Source organism: Streptomyces sp. NPDC003393 (assembly GCF_053589015.1).
This window is the reverse complement of sequence record NZ_JBSFRB010000050.1, coordinates 23,620-45,830: the sequence shown is the minus strand read 5'-3', so window position 1 is coordinate 45,830 and position 22,211 is coordinate 23,620. Positions and strand designations below refer to the sequence as shown.

At 74.0% G+C, this 22,211-nt stretch carries 16 protein-coding genes; 10 read left to right on the top strand and 6 right to left on the bottom strand.

The annotated features are described in order from the left end of the window. Window positions 1-140: 140 nt before the first annotated feature. The 3 genes from ACWDUZ_RS33525 to fxsA all read left to right on the top strand — a co-directional run bounded on the left by ACWDUZ_RS33525 (window position 141) and on the right by fxsA (window position 3,730). Window positions 141-1,745 (top strand): amidohydrolase, encoded by a 1,605-nt coding sequence (locus ACWDUZ_RS33525; protein WP_451635585.1) that lies wholly within the window; start codon window positions 141-143, stop codon window positions 1,743-1,745. 585 nt (window positions 1,746-2,330) lie between these two features. After that, window positions 2,331-3,131 carry a polyprenol monophosphomannose synthase gene (locus ACWDUZ_RS33520; RefSeq protein ID WP_451635584.1) on the top strand — a complete coding sequence of 267 codons (801 nt, stop codon included), beginning with the start codon at window positions 2,331-2,333 and terminating at the stop codon, window positions 3,129-3,131. A 41-nt stretch (window positions 3,132-3,172) separates the two neighbouring features. Further along, window positions 3,173-3,730 carry an FxsA family membrane protein gene (gene fxsA, locus ACWDUZ_RS33515; RefSeq protein ID WP_451635583.1) on the top strand — a complete coding sequence of 186 codons (558 nt, stop codon included), beginning with the start codon at window positions 3,173-3,175 and terminating at the stop codon, window positions 3,728-3,730. Window positions 3,731-3,929: 199 nt separating this feature from the next. On the opposite strand, the gene ACWDUZ_RS33510 is transcribed toward fxsA, so the two are convergent. From ACWDUZ_RS33510 to yczE, 4 genes are all read right to left on the bottom strand, one after another. Then, window positions 3,930-4,304: an RNA polymerase-binding protein RbpA gene (locus tag ACWDUZ_RS33510; protein ID WP_003977404.1), complete on the bottom strand. Its 375-nt coding sequence runs from the start codon at window positions 4,302-4,304 to the stop codon at window positions 3,930-3,932. Window positions 4,305-4,583: 279 nt separating this feature from the next. Beyond that, window positions 4,584-5,930: an MFS transporter gene (locus ACWDUZ_RS33505; RefSeq protein WP_451635582.1), complete on the bottom strand. Its 1,347-nt coding sequence runs from the start codon at window positions 5,928-5,930 to the stop codon at window positions 4,584-4,586. 65 nt (window positions 5,931-5,995) lie between these two features. After that, complete coding sequence (locus ACWDUZ_RS33500) at window positions 5,996-6,763, bottom strand: glycerophosphodiester phosphodiesterase (RefSeq protein ID WP_451635581.1); 768 nt, start codon at window positions 6,761-6,763, stop codon at window positions 5,996-5,998. Next, the gene (gene yczE / locus ACWDUZ_RS33495; protein ID WP_451635580.1) at window positions 6,760-7,413 is read right to left on the bottom strand and encodes a membrane protein YczE; all 654 of its coding nucleotides are present in this window, start codon (window positions 7,411-7,413) and stop codon (window positions 6,760-6,762) included. Before yczE ends, ACWDUZ_RS33500 begins: the two co-directional genes overlap by 4 nt. A 100-nt stretch (window positions 7,414-7,513) precedes the next feature. Here yczE and ACWDUZ_RS33490 point away from each other — a divergent pair, with 100 nt between their 5' ends. After that, window positions 7,514-9,013 carry an SCO1417 family MocR-like transcription factor gene (locus ACWDUZ_RS33490; RefSeq protein ID WP_451635579.1) on the top strand — a complete coding sequence of 500 codons (1,500 nt, stop codon included), beginning with the start codon at window positions 7,514-7,516 and terminating at the stop codon, window positions 9,011-9,013. 199 nt (window positions 9,014-9,212) lie between these two features. Here the strand turns inward: ACWDUZ_RS33490 and ACWDUZ_RS33485 are convergent, their stop codons facing one another. Together ACWDUZ_RS33485 and ACWDUZ_RS33480 are read right to left on the bottom strand one after the other, a co-directional pair. Next, a complete protein-coding gene (locus tag ACWDUZ_RS33485; protein ID WP_451635578.1) occupies window positions 9,213-10,793 on the bottom strand; it encodes a hypothetical protein in 1,581 nt (526 codons plus the stop codon). A gap of 50 nt (window positions 10,794-10,843) precedes the next feature. After that, entirely contained in the window at window positions 10,844-11,038 is a 195-nt protein-coding gene (locus ACWDUZ_RS33480; RefSeq protein WP_030175692.1) for a hypothetical protein, read from the bottom strand. A gap of 405 nt (window positions 11,039-11,443) precedes the next feature. Here ACWDUZ_RS33480 and ACWDUZ_RS33475 point away from each other — a divergent pair, with 405 nt between their 5' ends. From ACWDUZ_RS33475 to ACWDUZ_RS33450, 6 genes are all read left to right on the top strand, one after another. Then, complete coding sequence (locus ACWDUZ_RS33475; protein WP_451635577.1) at window positions 11,444-11,848, top strand: ankyrin repeat domain-containing protein; 405 nt, start codon at window positions 11,444-11,446, stop codon at window positions 11,846-11,848. A 323-nt stretch (window positions 11,849-12,171) separates the two neighbouring features. After that, on the top strand, window positions 12,172-13,590 hold the full coding sequence (locus ACWDUZ_RS33470) for a HEAT repeat domain-containing protein (RefSeq protein WP_451635576.1): 1,419 nt from the start codon (window positions 12,172-12,174) through the stop codon (window positions 13,588-13,590). A gap of 465 nt (window positions 13,591-14,055) precedes the next feature. Further along, a complete protein-coding gene (locus ACWDUZ_RS33465; protein WP_451635575.1) occupies window positions 14,056-14,751 on the top strand; it encodes a GntR family transcriptional regulator in 696 nt (231 codons plus the stop codon). A gap of 135 nt (window positions 14,752-14,886) precedes the next feature. After that, complete coding sequence (locus tag ACWDUZ_RS33460; protein ID WP_451635574.1) at window positions 14,887-16,416, top strand: hypothetical protein; 1,530 nt, start codon at window positions 14,887-14,889, stop codon at window positions 16,414-16,416. A gap of 31 nt (window positions 16,417-16,447) precedes the next feature. Continuing rightward, a complete protein-coding gene (locus ACWDUZ_RS33455) occupies window positions 16,448-17,341 on the top strand; it encodes a hypothetical protein (protein ID WP_451635573.1) in 894 nt (297 codons plus the stop codon). 71 nt (window positions 17,342-17,412) lie between these two features. Then, complete coding sequence (locus tag ACWDUZ_RS33450) at window positions 17,413-22,161, top strand: hypothetical protein (RefSeq protein ID WP_451635572.1); 4,749 nt, start codon at window positions 17,413-17,415, stop codon at window positions 22,159-22,161. Window positions 22,162-22,211: the final 50 nt, after the last annotated feature.

The window sequence follows — 22,211 nt, the reverse complement described above, 5'->3', positions numbered from 1 at the left end:
CCGCGCGCCCGCTCGTGCTCCGCGGCGCCCGCGTCGGGGCCCGTGGCCCGGCCGGCCGCGGGACCGAGAGCGCGGCCCCGATCCGCTGTCCGGACGCCCTGCGTGCGGGTGCGCTTCCGGGAGGCGGGAGACTGGTGTTCATGAGTGAGCGCAGCGCCGAACCGCAGACCGTCCTTCTACGCCGCGGCGAGGTCCACAGTCCCGCCGACCCGTTCGCGACCGCGATGGTGGTCGAGGCGGGGCATGTCGCCTGGGTCGGCTCCGAGGGCGCGGCCGACGCGTTCGCCGACGGCGTGGACGAGGTGATCGACCTGGACGGCGCCCTCGTCACCCCGGCGTTCACCGACGCCCACGTGCACACCACCGCCACCGGCCTCGCGCTCACCGGCCTGGACCTGTCCGACGCGCCCTCCCTGGAGGCGGCCCTGGCGCGGGTCCGGGAGTTCGCCGCCGGGCGCCCGGACGACAGGGTCCTGCTCGGCCACGGCTGGGACACTGCCCGCTGGCCCGGCGGCCGTCCCCCGACGCGCGCGGAACTCGACGAGGCCACGGGCGGCCGCCCCCTCTACCTCAGCCGGATCGACGTCCACTCCGCCGTCGTCACCACCGCCCTTCTCGACCTCGTCGGCGGCGATCCGGGTCCCGTGGACGGGCCGCTCACCGCCGGCGCCCACCACGCGGTGCGCACCGCCGCGTTCGGCGCGGTCACCCCTGCCCAGCGCACCGAGGCGCAGCGCGCCGCGCTCGCCCACGCCGCCTCCCTGGGCATCGGCTCGGTGCACGAGTGCGGCGGTCCGGACATCTCCTCCGAGGACGACTTCACGGGCCTGCTGCGGCTGGCCGCCGAGGAACCCGGCCCGCGTGTCGTCGGCTACTGGGCGGAGCAGGACGTCGACAAGGCGCGTGAGCTGGGTGCGCGCGGCGCGGCCGGCGACCTGTTCGTCGACGGATCCATCGGCTCGCACACCGCCTGTCTGCGCGCGCCGTACTCCGACGCCGACCACAGCGGCACCGCCTACCTGGACGCCCGTGCCGTCGCGGCACACGTCATCGCCTGCACGGAAGCGGGCCTCCAGGCCGGCTTCCACGCCATCGGCGACGCCGCCGTCACCGCCGTCGTGGAGGGCGTGCGCGCCGCCGCCGAGAAGGTGGGCCTGGCCCGCGTGCGGGCCGCGAGGCACCGCGTCGAGCATGCCGAGATGCTCACCCCGCAGACCGTCGCGGCCTTCGCCGACCTGGGGCTGACCGCCTCGGTGCAGCCCGCGTTCGACGCGTTGTGGGGTGGCGAGGACGGCATGTACGCCCAGCGCCTGGGGGTCGAGCGGGCCCGTACGCTGAACCCCTTCGCCACGCTGCTGCGCACCGGAGTCCCGCTCGCCTTCGGCTCCGACAGCCCGGTCACACCGCTGGACCCGTGGGGCACGGTCCGTGCGGCCGCCTTCCACCGCACCCCCGAGCACCGTGTCTCCGTGCGCGCGGCCTTCACCGCGCACACGCGGGGCGGCTGGCGGGCGGTCGGACGGGACGACGCGGGCGTCCTGGTGCCCGGCGCCCCGGCGGACTACGCCGTCTGGCGCACGGACGCACTCGTCGTCCAGGCCCCCGACGACCGGGTGGCGCGCTGGTCGACCGATCCCCGCTCCGGAACTCCCGGTCTGCCCGATCTGCACCCGGGCCGTGACCTGCCCCTCTGCCTGCGGACCGTGGTGGGCGGACGGACGGTCTTCGTACGGCCGGGCGAGTGATCTCCGGCGCCGACGCGACGGCGGTCCGGGGGCGCGCGCCCGTCGCGCGACCTGGGAATCCTCCGGGCCGACCCGCCCGGCGCGGGCGACAGGGCCCCTCACGTGGCTGTTTGACAGCCGACGGCAGGGGGCCGGTAGGTTCTGCCGGGTCCACCACCGGACGCCCGACCTGGGAACTTCCGTACCCGTGTCGCAGTGCCGCTGGGTCAGGGACGGTGTGCCGCACCGGGTCACCGTCACGGGAGCCAGGCGCAGCGTCCGCGTCGGCGGGGGAACGTTCCGGACGGTCGGCAGGGTGTGACCCGGGTGGGGCCCGGCCGCTCAGTAGACAACGGCTCTCGGTCGATCCGCAGCCAGCGGGTCCCAGGTCGGCCCGAAGGGCGCCGGGCCCTCCTCCGCAGCACCGCGGATCTCGCGGCACGTCCCGTCCGTCCGGCCCGTCCGGCACACTCGGAAGAAACATCCCGAAAGAGCGTCCCTACCCCGCTCTTGCCGAATCGACACCCCTGAACTCACGAGGTGTCGCATCCCCGCAGGCCGTGGCCACTATGGTGGTCCCCTGCGGATGGACATGAAGGGGCAGCAGTGAACGACGGCGACGGCACCCGCGCGGCTCGGGGCCAGGAGAGGCGGTTCGGCCCGCTCGGCACGGCCTTGGTGATCATTCCGACCTACAACGAGGCGGAGAACATCAAGGCGATCGTGGGCCGGGTGCGCGAGGCCGTCCCCGAGGCGCACGTCCTGGTGGCCGACGACAACAGCCCCGACGGCACGGGCAAGATCGCCGACGAGCTCGCCACCGAGGACGCGCAGGTCCATGTGCTGCACCGCAAGGGCAAGGAAGGCCTCGGGGCCGCCTACCTCGCGGGCTTCCGCTGGGGCCTGGAGCGCGACTACGGCGTGCTGGTCGAGATGGACGCCGACGGCTCCCACCAGCCCGAGGAACTGCCCCGTCTGCTGACCGCCCTGAAGGGCGCGGACCTGGTGCTCGGCTCGCGCTGGGTACCGGGCGGACGCGTGGTGAACTGGCCCAGGACCCGCGAGTTCATCTCCCGCGGCGGCAGCCTGTACTCGCGTCTCGCCCTCGACCTGCCGCTGCGGGACATCACCGGCGGCTACCGGGCCTTCCGCCGGGAGACGCTCGAGGGCCTGGGGCTGCAGGAGGTCGCCTCGCAGGGCTACTGCTTCCAGGTCGACCTGGCGCGCCGGGCCGTGAAGGCCGGCTACCACGTCGTCGAGGTCCCCATCACCTTCGTCGAGCGCGAACTCGGCGACTCCAAGATGAGCCGTGACATCCTCGTGGAGGCGCTGTGGCGGGTGACGGCCTGGGGCGTGGGGGAGCGGGTGACCAAGCTCACCGGCCGGGGCGGCAAGTCCCGGGGATAGCCCTCGTCCGGCGCTGAGCGGACGCCAGGCACACTGGGAGTATGACGACAGGCGCTCCGACCTCTCCGTACTCCACCCCGCCCCGGCGCTCCCGGGCGCGCAGGCTGCTGCCGTTGGGCATCGCGGTCTGGCTGGTGCTGGAGATCTGGCTGCTGACCGTGGTCGCGGGCGCGGCGGGCGGTGTCACGGTCTTCCTGCTGCTGCTCGCCGCCTTCGTGCTCGGCGCCGTGGTGATCAAGCGGGCCGGCCGCCGCGCCTTCCAGAACCTCAACGAGGCTCTTCAGCGGGGCGGCGCCCCCTCCTCGCGTCGCGGCGGCAACGGCCTGATGATGCTGGGCGGCCTGCTCCTGATGATCCCCGGCATGATCTCGGACGCGGTGGGTCTGCTCCTGCTGATCCCGCCGGTCCAGCGCGCCATCGGCCGCTACACCGAGCGCACGGTCGACCGCAGACTCCGCGACGCGGCTCCCGGCACTCTGGGCGACGCCTTCCGGCAGGCCCGCATCCACCGCCCCGACGGCAAGGTCGTCCAGGGTGAGGTGATCAGGGAGGAGCCCGGCGACGACCCGCGCGAGCAGCGCCCGCCTCTGACCCGGTGACCACCGGGCCGTCCGGCGTTCGCGCACGACGCCGTCATGGCCGTAGGGGCAGCGGGGGACCGGGAACGGGCTCCCCCGCACACCCGGGGAACAGAAACCGTACGCACAGCGAAAACCGCGGGCGCCGTACGTCAGGACGTACGGCGCCCGCGGTCAACTCACGTGCACTGGAAAACCGGCCGCCCGAGCCCCGAAGGGGCTACGCGCTCTTGCGGCTGTCCCGGGGATGGACGGCGATGTTCATCGCACCGGAACGCAGCACGGCGAGACGCTCCTCGAGGACCTCTTCGAGCTCCTCACGGGTGCGCCGCTCCATCAGCATGTCCCAGTGCGTACGCGCCGGCTTCGCCTTCTTCTCCTCGGGACCGTCGCCGTCCACGAGAAGTGCCTGGGCCCCGCAGACCTTGCACTCCCACTCCGGCGGGATCTCCGCCTCGACCGAGAAGGGCATCTCGAAACGGTGCCCCTTCTCGCATGCGTACTCCACGGCCTGGCGCGGAGCCAGGTCGATACCGCGGTCCGTCTCGTAGCTGGTCACCACGAGGCGCGTGCCGCGAAGAGCTCGCTCACTCATGAATCGTGCCTCCCGGGCTTGTCGCCCACAGGACAGGTGTCGCTGTCGTCGTCATCCGGTCAACGTCCGGTCGGCGGTAAAGATTCCCGTTCGGATGTCCCGTTCCGGGTCATGTGTCGCCGTCGTAGCCGCAGCCTTGTCAACCAGTGCAGTACCCACCGGCGCCCGGTTTGTCACATCTGTAAGGAGATGTCACCCAGCGTTTCGGCATCTTTGACGCGCAGTAACGGTACGCCTGGCGGGCCAAACGCGTACACTACCGCCCTTTCGCCCGGAGTGCTAAATCCGATCAGGAACCGCATTGCCCGCGTCGTGGATCGCCCGCCGCACCGGCACCCGGGCGAGCAGGACGAATCCGATGACGAAGAACGCCACCAGCGAGATGATCGCGTCCCGGTAGCTCCCCGTCAGCTGGTACGTGACCCCGAACAGCAGCGGTCCCAGCCAGCTCATGCCGCGGTCGCTCATCTCGTACGCGGAGAAGTACTCGGCCTCCTTGCCGGCCGGCACCAGGTGGGAGAAGAGCGACCGGGACAGCGCCTGACTGCCGCCGAGGATCAGCCCGATGCCGGCCGCCAGCACGAAGAACCACACCGGCGCGCCGGCCGGCAGGAAGTACCCGGCGCCGAGGACGAGCGTCCAGGCGACCAGTGATCCGAGGACCGTCCGCTGCGCTCCGTACCTCCGCGCCAGCCGCCCCATCCCCAGGGCGCCCGCCACCGCGAGCACCTGCACCATCAGCACCGCCGTGATCAGGGTGGACTGGCTCAGTCCCAGTTCCTCCGAGCCGTACACCGAGGCCTGGCTGATCACGGTCTGGATGCCGTCGTTGTAGACGAGGTACGCCAGCAGGAAGGACAGGGTGAGCGGCTTGCTCCGCATGTCCCGGACCGTGGCCGCCAGCTGGCGCCAGCCGTGCACCGGCACCCCGCTCGAAGCCGTGCGCCGGTCGCGCAGCCGCCGCAGCGGAACCACGGTGAAGGCGCCCCACCACAGCCCCGCCGAGGCCAGGCAGATGCGCACCGCCGTCGCCTCGGAGACACCGAAGGAGTCGTGGGCGGTGAACAGCACCAGGTTCGCCACCAGTACCAGGGAACCGGCCGCGTAGCCGAAGGCCCAGCCCCGGGAGGAGACCGCGTCCCGCTCGTCGGGCGGCGCGATGAGCGGCAGGTAGGAGTTGTAGAGGACCATCGAGACGGCCACCGAGGCATTGGCGACGATCAGCAGCACGCCACCGAGCAGATAGCGTTGGCCGTCCAGGAGGAACAGTCCGGTCGTCGCGGCGGCGCCCGTGTAGGCGGCGGCCGCCAGCAGCGGCTTCCGGCGGCCGGTGCGGTCGGCCGCCGCCCCCGCGACCGGCATCACCAGGATGGCCAGGATCACCGAGGCCGAGACGCAGTACGCGAAGAACGACCCGGCCCGCACCGGTATCCCCAGCGGATGCACGAAGCCGTCCGCGTCCGCCGCCGACCGGGCGACCGAGGTGAGGTAGGGCCCGATGAACACGGTGAGCACGCTGGTCGAGTAGACGGAGCACGCCCAGTCGTAGAAATACCAGCCGCGCTGCTCGCGCCGCCGGTCGGCGGGCTCGTCGTCCGCCTGTGCCCGCACGGTACCGGTGTCCACCCGTGCCCTCGCTTCCCCGCCGAAGATGCCGCGATGCCGTGCAGGTCCAGGAACCGGGCCGGGGCTCAGGCCCAGACGCCCCGCTCCTCCATGACCTTCCGCAGCGTGTCGATGTGATCGGTCATGATGCCATCGACACCGAGGTCCAGGAGCCGGTGCATCCGCTCCGGTTCGTTGATCGTCCACACGTGCACCTGCAGCCCGCGCGCGTGGGCCGCGCGGAGGAAGAGCGGATCGACCACCGGCACGCCCGACTGGGCGAGCGGCACCTGCGCGGCCACGGCGGACCGGGGCAGCCTGGCCGGCACACCCCAGGAGCGCAGCCGCAGGGCCAGGACCCCTCGCGTCCCGTACGACGTCGCCAGGCGCTCTCCGGCCAGCCGCCGGGCACGGACCAGGCGTGCCTCGGAGAACGAGCCCACGCAGACCCGCCCCCAGGCGTCCGTGCGCGCGATCAGCTCCAACAGGGGTTCCAGCGCGGGCTCCGCCTTGACGTCGACGTTCCAGCGCACCCCGGGGAAGATCTCCAGCAGCTCCTCGAAGAGCGGCACCGGCTCCCTGCCCGCCACCCGGGCCTGCCGCACGTCCTTCCACGGCAGGTCCGCTATCCGGCCCGCCCCGTCGGTCACCCGGTCCAGGCTCGCGTCGTGGAAGGCGACCAGCCGGCCGTCGGCCGTGGCGTGCACATCGGTCTCGATGTACCGGTACCCGAGTTCGACCGCGCGCCGGAACTGCGCCACGGTGTTCTCCAGTCCGTCGCCGGTCCCGCCGCGGTGGGCGAAGGGCAGAGGCCCCGGGTGGTCGAGGAAGGGGTGGCGTACGAGCGTGGTCACGGACGCAGTATCGCCCCTTCGGGTGACGCCGTGGCAACGGCCGCGCTGCCGCCGGTGGCCGTCGGCACGGCGAACAGACGCAGGAAGAGCTGTGCGAGCGGGCCGATCGAGACGGCGTACAACAGGGTGCCGACCCCGACGGTGCCGCCGAGGACGAACCCGGTGACGACGACCGCGACCTCCACCACCGTCCGCGTCAGCCGGATCGAGCGGCCGGTGCGCCGGTGCAGCCCCGTCATCAGCCCGTCCCTGGGCCCGGGCCCGAAGCGGGCGGCGATGTACAGACCGGTGGCCACACCGTTGAGCGCGACGGCCGCCAGGAGCAGCGGAATCCGCACGGTCAGGGCGTGGACGCCGGGCAGCGCGGCAAGCGTGCCGTCCATGGCGAGACCGATGACGACGACGTTGGAGACCGTGCCCAGGCCGGGCCGCTGACGCAGCGGGATCCACAGCAGCAGCACCGCCGCGCCCACGACGATCGACACCACACCGATGGTCAGGCCGCTGCGCTCGGCCAGCCCCTGGTGCAGCACGCCCCACGGCTCCAGGCCGAGGCCCGCCTCGACGAGCAGCCCGGAGCTGACCCCGTACAGGACCAGACCGACGTAGAGCTGAAGGAGTCGCCGCCCGAGACGGCCCTGCTTGGACAAAATGTCCCCCCTGGTGGTGGAAGTGGCCTGCCGCGTGACACTCTGTGGTGGGGAAACGCACCTCATCCATGGCCAATTCGAGGAAGGTGGACTGGTCGACATGGCGCAGTGGACTTCGGCGGTGGGTGCCACCCAGCTCGCCCGGCTGCTCGTCTCCCAGCACAAGCGCCCGGCCGGGCCCGGCACCCGCCGCCCGCCCGCCTACCGTGCCCTCGCCGACGGCATCCGGCTGCTGGTCCTGGAGGGCCGCGTGCCGGTGGCCGCCCGGCTGCCCGCCGAACGTGAGCTGGCCCTGGCCCTGTCCGTCAGCCGCACCACGGTCGCCACCGCCTACGAGGCGCTGCGCACCGAGGGCTTCCTGGAGTCCCGGCGCGGCGCGGGCAGCTGGACCGCCGTGCCCGCCGGCAACCCGTTGCCCGCGCGGGGGCTCGAACCCCTGCCCCCGGAGGCACTGGGCTCGATGATCGACCTGGGTACCGCGGCCCTGCAGGCCCCGGAGCCCTGGCTCACCCGCGCCGTGCAGGGCGCCCTGGAGGAACTGCCGCCGTACGCCCACACGCACGGCGACTACCCGGCCGGCCTGCCCGCCCTGCGCTCGATGATCGCCGAGCGGTACACCGCGCGCGGGATCCCGACCATGCCGGAACAGATCATGGTCACGACGGGCGCCATGGGCGCCATCGACGCCATCTGCCACCTCTTCGGCGGGCGCGGCGAGCGCATCGCCGTGGAGTCGCCGTCCTACGCCAACATCCTTCAGCTGATGCGGGAGGCGGGCGCCCGGCTGGTTCCGGTGGCCATGGCCGAGGGGCTCACCGGATGGGACCTGGACCGCTGGCGCCAGGTGCTGCGGGAGGCCGCTCCCCGGATCGCCTACGTCGTCGCCGACTTCCACAACCCGACCGGCGCCCTCGCCGACGAGGACCAGCGGCGCCGTCTGGTGGAGGCGGCCCGCTCCGCGGGGACCGTGCTCGTCGTCGACGAGACGATGAGCGAGCTGTATCTGGAGCCGGATCTTCACATGCCCCGGCGGGTGTGCGCCTTCGACCCGGCCGGCTCCACGGTGATCACCGTCGGATCCGCCAGCAAGGCCTTCTGGGCCGGGATGCGCATCGGCTGGGTGCGCGCGGCCCCCGACGTGATCCGCAGCCTGGTGGCCGCGCGCGCCTACGCCGACCTGGGCACCCCCGTGCTCGAACAGTTGGCCGTGAACTGGCTGTTCAGCACCGGCGGCTGGGAGGAGGCCGTGGAGCTCCGGCGGGGCCAGGCCCGCGACAACCGCGACGCACTGGTCGCTGCCGTCCGGCGCGGTCTGCCCGACTGGGAGTTCGAGGTCCCGCGGGGCGGCCTGACCCTGTGGGTGCGCACCGGCGGACTGTCCGGCTCCCGCCTGGCCGAGGCGGGCGAGCGCGTGGGCGTACGGGTTCCGTCCGGCCCGCGCTTCGGAGTCGACGGCGCCTTCGAGGGGTACGTCCGCCTGCCGTTCACCGTCTCGGGAGCGGTGGCGGAGGAAGCGGCCACGCGACTCGCGGCGGCGGCCCGGCTGGTGGAGACGGGGGTGACGGGCAACGGCGAGTCCCCGCGCACGTTCGTCGCGTGACCGGGGCAGCCGTGCCTACCGAGCGCCCGACTCCCGTGCCGGGCGGCACGGGCGGGCCGCCCGGGTGCTCCGCGCGGGCGCCTTCGGGCGTGGGGAGACGCCCCGCGCGTGCGGGGGAGCGCATGCACGCTCGGTTCACGCCGGCCCTGCACTCACACGTGATCCACCCCGGCCCTGACCCCCCGCGACCGCCGCGGCCTCAGGACGGCTCGGCCACAGCGGCCCCGGCCACGGCCTCCCCGGGTTCGGGCACCGTCTCCCCGTCCGCCGGAGTCGTCTTGGCCGGCAGCAACTCGAGCACCGCCTCCCGCAACGCCTCACTCACCGAGTCGTCGTACGGATCGGGGGTCGCCGGAACCTGGAGCCGGTGCACGGCCCCCGTGCCCAGCCGCGCATACCCCCGCCCGGGAGGGAAGGCGGACGGCCCCGTCGTGTGCGGCGGCGCGCCCAGCACCGCCTTGACCTGCTCCGCCGTCGCCGGCCCGAGCACGACCCGTGCGCGGGTGTGCTGCCGCAGCGGATCTCCGAGCGCCTCCGCGCTGTCGAACTGCTCGGCCACGACGACCGTGACATTGACCGCGCGGCCGTGCCGCAGCGGCACCTGGAGCAGCGCCTGAGGGTCCTTGCGGCCGTTCGCGGCGGCCAGGTGCGTGAAGGCGGTCGGACGGTCGAGCAGCAACCACAGCGGGCGCCTGGTGTCGTCCGGCGGCGGCTGGCCCGCCTGCCGCGCGCGGTTGACGGCGATCAACCGCCGCTCGGTCTCGGTGGCGGCCCACTCCAGGCTCGCCAGCACCCCGGCCAGCCCGCACTCGACGGCCAGGACGCCGTCACGGCCGGTCAGGCAGGCGTACTCGCCGGTGCCGCCGCCGTCGACGACGAGCACGTCGCCGTACTGGAGGACCTGGAGCGCGATCGAGCGCAGAAGTGTGGAGGTGCCGCTTCCCGGCTGGCCCATGGCCAGCAGATGCGGCTCGGTGGAGCGCGGGCCCGTGCGCCAGACGACCGGCGGCACGTCGTGCTGTTCCGCGCCGAAGGCGAGCGGGAGGGTGCGCTGGACCTCGCTCGGATCGGTGAAGCCCAGCACGGTCTCACCGGGCGCGGTGACGAACCGCTGGGCCGGAATGCCGGTGGGCAGCGGGGTCAGCGCGGTCACCGCGAGTTCGTTGTCCTCCTCGTCCCAGGCGAAGAGGTACTCGCGGCCGCGGCCGGTCTTGACGGCGAGCAGGTGCTCGATCCGCGCCCGCGCCTCGGGCTCGCCGTCGGTGAAGTACGCCGGGTAGCGGATCAGCAGGCGGGCCACGCGGCCCGAGTCGTCGAACGTGTACGAGGGGAAGGCCTTCTGCCACTCACCGCCGTGCGCGTACAGCGGCGCCGGGTCCTCGGTGGCCGAGAAGTACGGCACCAGCGCCTCGTACAGCGAGGACAGGCGGCGGACGTGCGACTCGTCGGGGCCCTCGGGCTCGGGCGGGGTGCGGTCGCGGCCCAGCCAGGCCGCCGCCGCCGTCACCACGACGGTGGCGAGCAGCGGGCCGTACGGGACCATCATCAGGACCAGGATCACGGAGGCCACCAGGAACACCAGCGGGCCGCGCCGGTCCTTGGGGGTGTCCGCCCATCTGCGCCGGCCGGCCACGGCGAGCCGGCACAGACCGCGGGCGATGACGATCAGCGGGTGGAGGATGTCCGTGGCGCTGTCCGCCGCCGTCCGGGCGAGCTCCCGGCTCCGGACGGCCTGCGCGCTGCCTGTGCTCAGAATGCGGGGGAGGGGGCGCCGGGCCACTGCTGCCTCCTGTCGTGCGTACGGGTGAGGGGTCCCCGGGGTGGGTGGCGTCAGAACCTCATGCCGCCGATCAGGCTCGCCAGGGACTCGCCGCCGGCTCTGATGCTCGGAGCGATGGCGGTGCTCGCGAGGTAGAAACCGAACAGGACCGACACGCATGCGTGGGAGGGCTTCAGCCCGTCCTTGCGGAAGAAGATGAAGCCGATGGTGCCGAACAGGACGACGCCTGAGATGGAGAGGATCATGAGAGATCTCCTGGTGTCGAGGGGACAGTCACCCTGAGTCCTTCCAGCATCACAGGATGTATCCATATGACAAAAGGTGCAACTGGGTGAATTTCGTTCGATTTCCCTCGGTCGGCGGAGCCGGCGGACGGGACGGTCGAGCCGCCCTGTCCTGTGCGGCGGGTCCACGGCGATCTTTGCCGCGGGTGCCCCGGGCCATGTGCCGCGCGAGCCAGTACCCTGGCGATTCACCCGTACGGCCGAGCAGCGCTCGCGGTCGTACGCTTCTCCCCGCAGGCCCGCGAAGCGGCGCCCGCACGCACCCCCCAGCAGTACCCGTCCCCAAGCAGTACCCGTCCCCAGCAGTACCTGTTCCCCAGCAGTACCCGCAGTCCCCCAACGCTCGCAGTGAGAGGCGGTCCGGCCATGAGTGAAGCCCCCGACCCCGAGGTCGTGGAGCTGGCGACCAAGATCTTCGACTTGGCCCGGCAGGGGCGGACCGAGGCGCTCGTGGCGTACGTCGACGCGGGTGTCCCGGCCGACCTCACCAACGACCGCGGCGACTCCCTGGTGATGCTCGCCGCCTACCACGGCCACGCCGACGCCGTCCGTGCGCTGCTGGCCCGGGGCGCCGAAGCCGACCGCGTCAACGACCGGGGGCAGACGCCCCTCGCCGGAGCGGTCTTCAAGGGCGAACAGGACGTGATCAAGGCCCTGCTGGAGGGCGGCGCGGACCCTCGCGCGGGCACGCCGTCGGCCCTGGACACGGCCCGGATGTTCGGCCGGGCCGAACTGCTGCGGCTGTTCGGCGAGGAGTCGACCCGGCAGTGAACCCCCATCGCGGGGGACTGCTGAAACAGCATTCTGACCAGTAAAGACACCGAAAACGGGGGAGGCGGTGCGAGACCGCCGGAAATTTCGGTCGCGGCGGCACGGACGCCGGGTCATCATGACGTCGTGATTCACGGACGCGATGGCTGGGCAGGTGTTGCCGCACCGCGCGGACCGTGATCGGTCCGCCTGGGCCACCGACGAGAGGCAGAGGAAGATGGTTCGCAGCAAGCAAGAGACGGCGGGCGCCCCGACGTGTTGTCACGCGGCCAGGTAACGCGTGTTCCCCGGTTGCGTCGACGCTTGATGTGAGGCTGTTTCCCATGTTCGATCCGGTCATAGCGCCCAGCGGTACGCTGCTCGGCCTGCTCCAGCGAGGCCGCGGCGACGGCACACTGCACGCGCTCACCGCCCCGCGCGCCGAAGCGCTCGCGGCCCTCGATCACTGCGTGCTGCACGACCCCCGTCACGACTGGCAGGTCGAGAACCGCTCCCTGTACTACGCCCGGCTCTACCTCGACCTGAACGGGGAGCTGGACGCCATCGAGGCGCACCTCTTCGACCCCGAGGACGTCCTCGACACCGAAGAGTCCCGCACCGGGCTCGCTCTCGCCGTGCTCGGGCACCTCGCCTCCTACGGCAGGCGGGACGCGCTCGTCCTGCTGCGCAGGTACGCCGCCACCGGCGCGAACTGGGCGTGGGCCCTGGACGAACTGGCCCTGCGCGACGACGACGCCGGGCTGCGCGCACTGGCCGCGCCCGTGCTCGCGCGCTTTGCCACCGATGCCGAGGGCGAGGCCGAGCTGGCCGCCGCCGTACGCGACGCCTTCGAGCCACGGCCGTGGCGGCTGTGGGCGGAGGATCCGCGGGCATCGATCGCCACGCGTGTGCGTGCCGCCCACGAGGCCGGCTGCTTCGACCGCTGGCAGCGGCAGATGCGGCCCACCGGGCCGCGCCCGGGCTGGAGCGTGCAGGCCGTGTTCGAGTGGGCCCAGCAGGGCATGGACCGTGGCGCCGCCCTCCACGTCCCGGCCGCCCGCTGCCTGGCCGCCGTGGCCGGTTCCGAGGACCGGCCGGAGATCCTCCGGGCCGCCCGCGGGGGCACGGACGGCGCCCGATGTACCGCCCTGCGCTATCTCGCCGACAGCAACGATCCGGACGCCCTCGACCTGATCGAGACCGCCGTGTCCGACGGCTCGGCCACCGTGGTGGAGGCCGCCGTGGACGCCTTCGAACGCATGCGCAGCGTCGCCGCCGTGGACCGGGCCCGTGGCTGGGCCCGCCGCCCCGACCCGCTGGGCGCCGCCGCCGGCCGGATGCTCGCGTGCCGCGGCGGGGCTCGGGACCGCGACCTCGTCCTCGCCGCCCTGCGGGAGGCCGTCCGGGGCGAAGGCCCCGACGCACCCACCCTGTGCGCCCTCGTCGACGGCACCGGACGCCTCGGCATCTCCTGCGCCGCACCCGTCCTGCGACACGTCTACCGCGAGACCGCATCCTCTCATCTGCGTGGCCGCGCCGCCCGCGCGCTGGCCGCCACCGACCCTTCCTTCCCCGCCGGCTTCGCCGTGGAGTGCCTGTGGGACTGCGAGGAGACCACCCGCGAACTCGCCGCCCGCTACGCCGAGACCGGCGACACCCGGGTCGTCGAGCGGCTGCGGCGGCTCGCCGCCGACCCCGCCGAGGAGGCCGAGGTCCAGACCGCCGTACGCAGCCGGATCAACCCCGACCTGCCGGCCGCGTGAGGGCCGCGGACCGGCTGTGATCCGCCGGTCGCGGGAGCGCCGTTTCCGGGGCGGGACCGTCCGCCGGCGGTGTCAGCGCCGTGCCGGGGGCCCGTCCTGGTCCGCCGGCCGCGCCGCGTCCGGGGCCGGCCGTCCGCCGGCCGCGTGAGCCAGGCGTCCGAGTCCGCCCCGGTCCACCGGCCACGCGGGGGCGCGGGTGGGCGCGGTCCGCTCTGGTGCCGCGATCCGGCTCGCCTCTGCCCTCACCCACGCGGTACTGCTCGTCGCCGGCGTCGGTCAGGAACATCTGCCCCGGTGCGTGGGTGATGGCGAAGGGCGGCCGGGAGGCCGTCAACGCTGCCTGCGGCATCCGGTGTCCGGGCCGGCGAGAACGGGCGGTGCCGCGCCCAGCACCGCAGGGGATCGTTCAACGATCCTCCAATTCCCCCGTTGTTTCGTTCTCGCATCTGCGGTTGAATTCCGGGCATGGCAGAGCAGTTGAAGGGACTGGCCGACGACCGCGCCCTGCTGGGCCGCACCAGCACCGCCGAGCGCGTCTCGGACATCCTCAGAAGCCGTATCGCCGACGGCTACTTCCCGCCCGGCACGCGGCTGTCGGAGGACAGCATCGGCGGCGCCCTCGGCGTCTCCCGCAACACGCTGCGCGAGGCGTTCCGGCTGCTGACGCACGAGCGGCTGCTCGTCCACGAGTTGAACCGCGGTGTCTTCGTACGGGTGCTGACCGTCGAGGACGTCGAGGACATCTACCGCACCCGCCGCCTCGTGGAGTGCGCCGTCGTGCGCGGGCTCGGTCCGGTGCCCTACGCGCTGGACGGACTGGCCGAGGCCGTCGCCGAAGGGCGGCGCGCCACCCGCGAGGGCGACTGGAAGGAGCTGGGTACGGCCAACATCCACTTCCACACCGAGCTGGTGGCGCTCGCGGGCAGCGAGCGCACCGACGAGCTGATGCGCAGCGTCTTCGCCGAACTGCGCCTCGCCTTCCACGTCGTGGACGACCCGCGGCGGCTGCACGAGCCGTACCTCACCCGCAACCAGCAGATCCTCCAGGCCCTCCGGACCGGTGACGGGGAGGGGGCGGAGAAGATGCTCGCGGTCTACCTCGACGACTCGCTGGAGAAGGTCGTGGAGGTGTACCGGCGCCGCGTGGGCGAGGACGCGTAGGAGGGGCGGCCGGAGCCGAGGGGCTCGGGTCGGGACGAGGGACGGGGCCTCGCACGCCGGTGCGGTCGGGGTGGCGCGGGGGGTGCGTCTGCGCCGTTTGGGTCGATGTCGGACCGAGGACCTAGTCTGTGCACCGTGACTTCGCCTGCATCGACGGACCGTGTTCCGCCCCAGCTCAGCGCGGGGCCGCGCCCTGCACCGGGGCCGGCCGCCGACGAGGGACTGGCGCGGCGGCTGCGCGCGCTCGCCTGCACCGCGCCGCTGCACGACCTGGACACGCGCAAGGCGAACCTCGCGGGCGAGTACTCGGTGTACGGCATGGCCGAGGTCGCGCTCGCCGCCATCGACCTCGTCACGCTCAACATGGACTTCGACACCGGTGCCGACCACGAGCAGATCGTCGCCCGGCTGCTGCCGCGCGTCGCCGCGCAGGCCCCTCGGCGGCCGGCCGCCGAGCACGAGCGCGTGGCCCGCTGGGTCCTGGAGAACCTGATCAACGTCGGCAGCGTCGACCGGGGCTTCCGCGCCGTCTACGGCACCTTCGCGCCGGACGGCACGTACGTGCGCCGGGACTACGACTTCAAACTGATCGAAGAGGTGCCCGGCCCCGGCGGCAGCGTCTACCTGCGCACCACGGACGAGGCGGTGAACGTCCTCGTGGGCGCCCTGGACACCGACGTCACCAGCGCGCAGATCGCCGCCGAGGTCAAGCTGGAGGTGCTCATCAACCGGGGCCGCCTCGCCGACGCCCAGCTCGCCGCCGAGCAGGCCCGCTACCGCACCGTGCAGTACTCCGAGACCCTTCGCCGGGCCCTGGAGGCCACCCGGCGCAACGTCCGCGCGGTGGACTGGCTGCGCGCCGTACCGGACATGATCGCCGAGGCCCTGGACCACGTCGCCGACCGCTACCGGCACGAGAACGCGATCCTGACCAACATCCGCAAGGCGCGCGACGAGTCCGAGGACCCCGAGCACAAGCGGCGCGCCGCCGAGCTCGTCGACATCGTCAAGGACTGCATCCGCCGGCACACACAGCTGCAGACCCGGCTGCTGGAGGCCGGCCCCCTCTTCCGCGCCGAACAGGACCGCCAGGCCTTCGCCACCCCCCTGGCCACCTCCGGGACGGACCTCTACGGCCACCTGCTCGCACCGACCCTGCCGCTGCCCCTGGAGCGGGCGATCCGCGTCACCGACGCCTTCTTCGCGCACGGCACCGGGCTGCGCACACCCGTGTCCGTCCGGGTCGGCGACCTCGTGGACCTGCTGCTCACCCCGCCCGTGGAGCGGGAGCACCTGGGCGCGGAGATGCCCGAGCCCGACCTGATCGCCACCCCCGACGACAGCCGGTTCAGCGAGGAGCAACTGGCGGCGGCGACGGAACTGCTCGACCTCCCGGCGGACGCGCCGCGCAGGCTGTCCGGACTGCTGGCCGAGGCGCGGCGCACCGGGGACCCCGATCTCGCGTACCTCGTCGCTCTGCTGGCGGTGCACGCGGCCAGCCCGGCCGTCGGCACCGCCTACCGGCAGGGCGAGGAGAAGCTGCTGTTCGCCGTGGACGACGGCACCGAGCTGGACGACCCCGAGTTCGGCGGCGCCGACCTGATCGTCGGGACCGCGTCGCTGGACGCGGCCGGCATGGCGGCAGACCGGACGGAGGCGGCATGAGTGATCAAGCGCGTGACAAGGAGCCCAACCCGTGAGCGACCACGCCGAGTGGAGTGAGGCGGAGACCCCTGCCCCGGCGGCGGCCGGCACCGTCACCCCCGCCGACGCCGCCGACGCGGCCCGGCTCGTCGCCTTCGGCCTGCAGCCCAAACTGCAGCCCGCGCGCGACCATGAGTACGCCGAGCTGCTGCGCCGCCACCGCGAGGACCCCGCCTTCGCACGCCTCGCGGACGCCGTGGCCGCCGGCCTCGGGCTGATCGTGCTGGAGGTGTCCCCCCGCGCGGGCATGGCGGTGACGGCCGCCGAGGACTCGGTCTTCGCCGTCCGCATGGGCGACTACGCGCGTCGTACCGCCGCCGATTCCGCTGACCGCTTCCTGCACGGACTCGCCCACCTGGCGGTGGCCGCCCTGGCCTTCCCGCGCCCCGAGGACCTGGGCGACGACGGCTACATCGGGCGGGTCACGGTCAACGGAGTCGACGCCTTCGTCCGTCAGGCCTGCCGCCGTCTGGAGGAGCGTGCCGAGGAGCAGGGCGAGAACACCGACCCGGCCACCGACGCGCCCGGACTGGAGGCGGCCTGGCGGATCTGGGCCAGACGCAGCGCGACCGGCGCCACCAAGGACGCCCGCCGCCCCGCCGCCTCCACGACCGGCATCGTCGCCAAGGCCCTGGCGTTCCTCACCGACTCCGGGTTCCTGCAGCGCACCGGCGACGAGAGCGGCGGCACCTACCGCACCACGGCCCGCTACCAGCTCCAGGTGCGCGACATGGCGGGCAGCGCCGCCCTGGCCGAACTCCTCGACCTGGGCGTCGTCCCGGTGACCGACGGCACCCCGAGCCTGCTGCCCGCCGAGGACACCGACGACCTGGATCTGGTGGCCGACGCCGGTCTGCCGTTCCACGCCGCCCCCGCCGAACGCTGAACCGACTCAGCACTCGCCCCGCCCCAACCCAGAACTCCACCGATCTGCCGGAAGACTGACGAGAGTCCGCCATGTACGAGCTGTCCCGGGTCCGCCTCTACTCCATCGGTCCTGCCGGTGCGCGCTACGCCGACACCGTGCTCGACCTGCGGGGCGTGGGCGAGCCGGTGCCCGACCCCGCGCCCGTCCAGGCGGAGTTCTTCGAGGCGGAGCCGGCCGGTCCGCCGCGCCGCCCCGCGCCCGCCGGCGTGCTCTTCCTGGAGAACGGCGGCGGAAAGTCGGTGCTCCTGAAGCTGATCTTCTCGGTGATGCTGCCCGGCCACCGCAACACCCTCGGCGGCGCCAGCTCCGGCGTGCTGCGCAAGTTCCTGCTCGCCGACGACTGCGGTCACGTGGCGCTGGAGTGGCAGCACGTGCAGACCGGCGAGTGCGTGGTCGTCGGCAAGGTGAGCGAGTGGCGCGGACGCCAGGTCTCGGGCGACCCACGCAAGTTCGCCGAGGCCTGGTACTCCTTCCGCCCCGGCCCCGGCCTCACCCTGGACAGCCTCCCCGTCGCCGAGGCCACCGCGGTACGGCCGCCCGCCGAGGGCACTTCCGGCGCGCAGGGTCGGCGCCGCACCATGAAGGGCTTCCGCGACGCGATCACCGAGGCCGACAAGGCCTACCCGCACCTGGAGGTGCACTGGGAGGAGATCCACGAGCGTTGGACCGAGCACCTGGGCGACCTCGGCCTCGACCCCGAACTCTTCCGCTACCAGCGGGAGATGAACGCCGACGAGGGCGAGGCGGCCGGCCTGTTCGCGGTGAAGAAGGACTCCGACTTCACGGACCTGCTGCTGCGCGCGGTCACCGACACCCGTGACACCGACGGCCTCGCCGACCTGGTCGGCGGATTCGGCAACAAGCTGGGCCGGCGCGCCGAACTCATCGCCGAGCGGGACTTCACGGCGGGCTCGGTCGACCTGCTCGGCCGGATCGTCGAGGCCGCCGAGGCCCGCACTCGAGCGCGGGACATCCACACCCAGGCCGAACGGCGCACGCGCACGCTGGCACGGCGGCTGTCCGCCCGGGGGGTGCGGGAACGGGTGCGCGCGGCCGACCTCGCCCAGCGCGTCACCGCCGCCGCCTACGCCGTCACGCACTCCGAGGGCGCACGGGAGCGCAGCGCGCTGATCGCCGCCGAACTCGCCTACCGGCACGCCTCGCTGGCCCTGGCCGCCGCGGAGAAGTCCGCCGCCGCGCAGAAGCGGGAACTGGCCGACGCCCGCACCCTGCACTCCGCCTGGCAGGCCGCCGAGGCCGTACTGCGCCACCGGGCCGCCGCCGACCGCGTGGCCCGGGTCTCCGCCGCCATCCAGGAGGCCGAGCGCGACGCGGCCCCGGCGCTGGCCGCGCGCGCCAAGGCCGCCGTGGATCTCGTACGAGCCCTGCACGCGGCCGCGGAGAGCGCCGAAGCCCTCGCCAACGAGGGCGACGAGCGGTCCGCGCAGCTGCAGGAGGCGGGGGAGACGGCCCATCGTGACGCGACCGCCGCCGCCACCGAGGCGCAGCGGGCTCGCAGCGAGGCCGGCCATCTGCGCCAGCGGCTGACCGAGGTCGAGCAGGAGACCGCCGAGGCCGTCCGTGCCGGCTGGCTCGACGACAGCGCCCCCGACGCCGATCCGGCGCGCGCCGCGCTGGCCGCCAGCGACGCCGAGAAGACGGCCGTCGCCGCCTGGGACGAGGCCCGCGAGGCCGCCCGCAAGGCCACGGAGCACGCACGTGAGGCGGCCGCCGCCGAGACCCGCGCGGAACTCACCGCGGCCCGCGCCGCCGACGCCGCCGCGGCGGCGGACCGGGCCCACCAGGCCGAGCGGCGCGTCGCCGAGGCGCTGGCGGCCGAGGAGCGGCTCGCGGGACTGCTGGGCCTGCCCGGCGCCGTCGCGGCCGGCCGGGCCGCGGTACCCGCTCCCCGGACGGGACCGGACGGCGTCTCGTCGGGCGCCCTGGTCGACGCCACGGCGAGGGCGGCGCACGGGGCACACCCCGGTGCCGACCCGACCGGGCGGCAGGGCACCGGGGGCACGGGTCCGGCGGGCGCCCCGGCCGAGAGCACGCCGCATCCGCCCGCCGAAGGCCCCCTCAGCCCCGAGGACTTGGACCGCTTCGCCGACGAGCTGCGCGAACTCCTCGACGACGCCGTCTCCTCCGCCGAGAGGCACCTGTTCGAACTGCGGACGGCGGCCGCCGACGACGCCCGGATCCTGGGCGCGCTGGGCGACGGCGGCCTGCTCCCGCCCGGCCCCGACGTGCTCGCCACCGTCGAGTTCCTCGGCGAGCACGGCATCCCCGCGCTGCCCGGCTGGCGCTACCTCGCCCAGGCGGTCGACCCCGCCGACCACGCGCGCGTGCTGGCCGCCCGGCCCGAACTGGTCGACGGAGTGGTCATCACCGACCCGGACACGCACGCGCGCGCCCGTGCGGCACTCGCCGAGGCGGCCCTGCTGCCCCGGTCCGCCGTGGCCGTCGGAACCGCGGCCGCCCTGCTCGCCCCCACCCCGGCAGCGGACTCGGCGAACGCCGGCGTCTTCCTGGTGCCGCCGAACCCGGCCATGCACGACGAGCTGGCCGCCGACGAGGAACGGCAGGCGCTGCGCGCCCGGGCGGCCGAGCGGGACGAGGAGATCCGACGCATGGCCGCCCGGCTCGGCAAGGACCGTGAGCTCGCCGCCCGGCTCGCCTCCTGGCGCACCGGCTGCCCCGCCGGTCGGCTGGCCGAACTGGCCGAGACCGCCCGCGACGCCCGCGCGTTCGCCGAGGAGGCCGAGGCAGAGCTCGCCGAGGCACGCACTGCACGCGCGGAGGCCGAGGAGGCCGCCGGCGAGGCCACACAGGCGCGCGACGAACGCCAGGAGGCCGCGCAGAAGGCCCGGCGCGCCGCCGACGCCCTCGCCGGGCTCGCCTTCCGGCTGCGTGAACGCGCCGGCTGGCAGGCCAGACTCCGTGAACTCGCCGACGAGGCGGCCGAGTCGGACGTTCGTGCCCAGACCTGTCTGGAACGGGCCCGCGCGGCCGACGAGGACCGCCGTGCCGCCCAGCGCGCCGCCGACGACGCCCGCCGCACCGCCCGCGCGCTGCGCGCCGAACGCTCGGAGATCGCCGGCGCCCCCGACGACCTGCCCGAGACGGACGGGGACGCGCCGAAGGCGTCCCTGCCGGCCCTCCGCGAGGCCTACCGCGCCGCCTCACAGGTGTACGAGAAGGTCGGCGTGGGCGCCGACCTGCGCGCCGAACAGGCCCGCGCGGAGAGCGACGAGAGCGCGGCGCGCGCCGAACTGGACCGGCTGAGCAACAAGGTCCGCACCCGCGCCGAGCAACTCCTCCAGTCACCGGACGGATCCGACGGTCCGTCCCGGCAGGCCGCCGCCGCCCGTGCCGAGGAACTGGTACAGCTCTTGGAGACCCGGATGTCGTCCGCCAGCGAACAGCTCGGCCGATTGCGCGGCGAGGCCGAGCGGCTGGCACCCGAGGACGGCGAGGCGCACACCGAGCTGCCCGGGGAACTGCTCCCCCGCGACGCCGAGCACGCCCAGGCCCTGCTGCGCACGGCCACCGCGGAACTCGCCTCCCGCACCGAGGCGTTGGCCCAGGCCCGCGAGGCGCACGCGGAACTGCTCGAGGCCCACCGCGCCGCCGAGGAGGCGGCAAGCGGCTTCGACGAGATCGCCGCCATGCTGCGCGACCTGTTGCGCGAGCACAGCACCGACGAGGAGCAGGAGGAGCCGGAGCCGTACCCGGGCAACCCGGAAGCGGCTCGGCAGGCCGCCGCCGAGGCCCGCCGGTCGCTGCGCGGCCTCGCCGCCGACCTCTCCGCCGCCGAGGCCGCCGTGCGCGAGGCGAGCGACGTCCTCGTCCGGCACGCCAACTCCACCCGCTACGAGCAGGTGCGCACCCCCGCCCGGCAGCAGATCCGCGAGCTGCCCGCCTCCGCCCTGCCCGAGCACGCCCGGAAGTGGGCCGAAGCCTTCGCACCCCGGTTGCGTGTCCTCACCGACGAGCTGGCGCAGTTGGAACGCAACCGCGACTCGATCGTCGACCGGTTGCGCGGCCTCGTGGAGTCGGCACTGGCCACGCTCCGCTCCGCCCAGCGCCTGTCCCGCCTGCCCGAAGGCCTCGGCGAGTGGTCGGGGCAGGAGTTCCTGCGCATCCGCTTCGAGGAACCGGACCAGGCCACGCTCACCGAGCGGCTGGGCGAGGTCATCGACGAGGCGACCCGGGCCGCCGTGCGGAAGAACTCCGACCTGCGGCGCGACGGCATGTCCCTGTTGCTGCGCGGGGTGGCCGCCGCGCTCCAGCCCAAGGGCGTCGCCGTGGAGATCCTCAAGCCCGACGCCGTGCTGCGCGCCGAGCGGGTGCCCGTCGGCCAGATGGGCGACGTGTTCTCGGGTGGTCAGCTGCTCACCGCCGCCATCGCCCTGTACTGCACGATGGCCGCGCTGCGCTCCAACGACCGGGGCCGCGACAAGCACCGGCACGCGGGCACGCTGTTCCTGGACAACCCCATCGGCCGCGCCAACGCCACGTACCTGCTGGAGCTCCAGCGGGCCGTCTCCGACGCGCTCGGCGTCCAGCTCCTGTACACCACCGGCCTGTTCGACACCACGGCGCTGGCCGAGTTCCCGCTGGTGATCCGGCTCCGCAACGACGCCGACCTCAGGGCCGGACTGAAGTACATCAGCGTGGAGGAACACCTGCGCCCGGGCCTGCCCCAGCCGACCCCCGCCGGAGAAGCGGTCCACAGCGAGATCACGGCGACCCGGATGTACAAGCGTCCCGCCTGAGGGCTGCCCCGCAATCCCCGGCGGGCGTACGACGGGACAGCCCTCAGGGC

What these genes read in the sequence shown, in the direction of transcription:
- ACWDUZ_RS33510 (WP_003977404.1), bottom strand. Translation starts at nt 4,304, where the DNA reads ATGAGTGAGCGAGCTCTTCGCGGCACGCGCCTCGTGGTGACCAGCTAC.
- ACWDUZ_RS33525 (WP_451635585.1), top strand. Translation starts at nt 141, where the DNA reads ATGAGTGAGCGCAGCGCCGAACCGCAGACCGTCCTTCTACGCCGCGGC.
- ACWDUZ_RS33450 (WP_451635572.1), top strand. Translation starts at nt 17,413, where the DNA reads ATGTACGAGCTGTCCCGGGTCCGCCTCTACTCCATCGGTCCTGCCGGT.
- fxsA (WP_451635583.1), top strand. Translation starts at nt 3,173, where the DNA reads ATGACGACAGGCGCTCCGACCTCTCCGTACTCCACCCCGCCCCGGCGC.
- ACWDUZ_RS33465 (WP_451635575.1), top strand. Translation starts at nt 14,056, where the DNA reads ATGGCAGAGCAGTTGAAGGGACTGGCCGACGACCGCGCCCTGCTGGGC.
- ACWDUZ_RS33480 (WP_030175692.1), bottom strand. Translation starts at nt 11,038, where the DNA reads ATGATCCTCTCCATCTCAGGCGTCGTCCTGTTCGGCACCATCGGCTTC.
- ACWDUZ_RS33470 (WP_451635576.1), top strand. Translation starts at nt 12,172, where the DNA reads ATGTTCGATCCGGTCATAGCGCCCAGCGGTACGCTGCTCGGCCTGCTC.
- ACWDUZ_RS33490 (WP_451635579.1), top strand. Translation starts at nt 7,514, where the DNA reads ATGGCGCAGTGGACTTCGGCGGTGGGTGCCACCCAGCTCGCCCGGCTG.
- ACWDUZ_RS33475 (WP_451635577.1), top strand. Translation starts at nt 11,444, where the DNA reads ATGAGTGAAGCCCCCGACCCCGAGGTCGTGGAGCTGGCGACCAAGATC.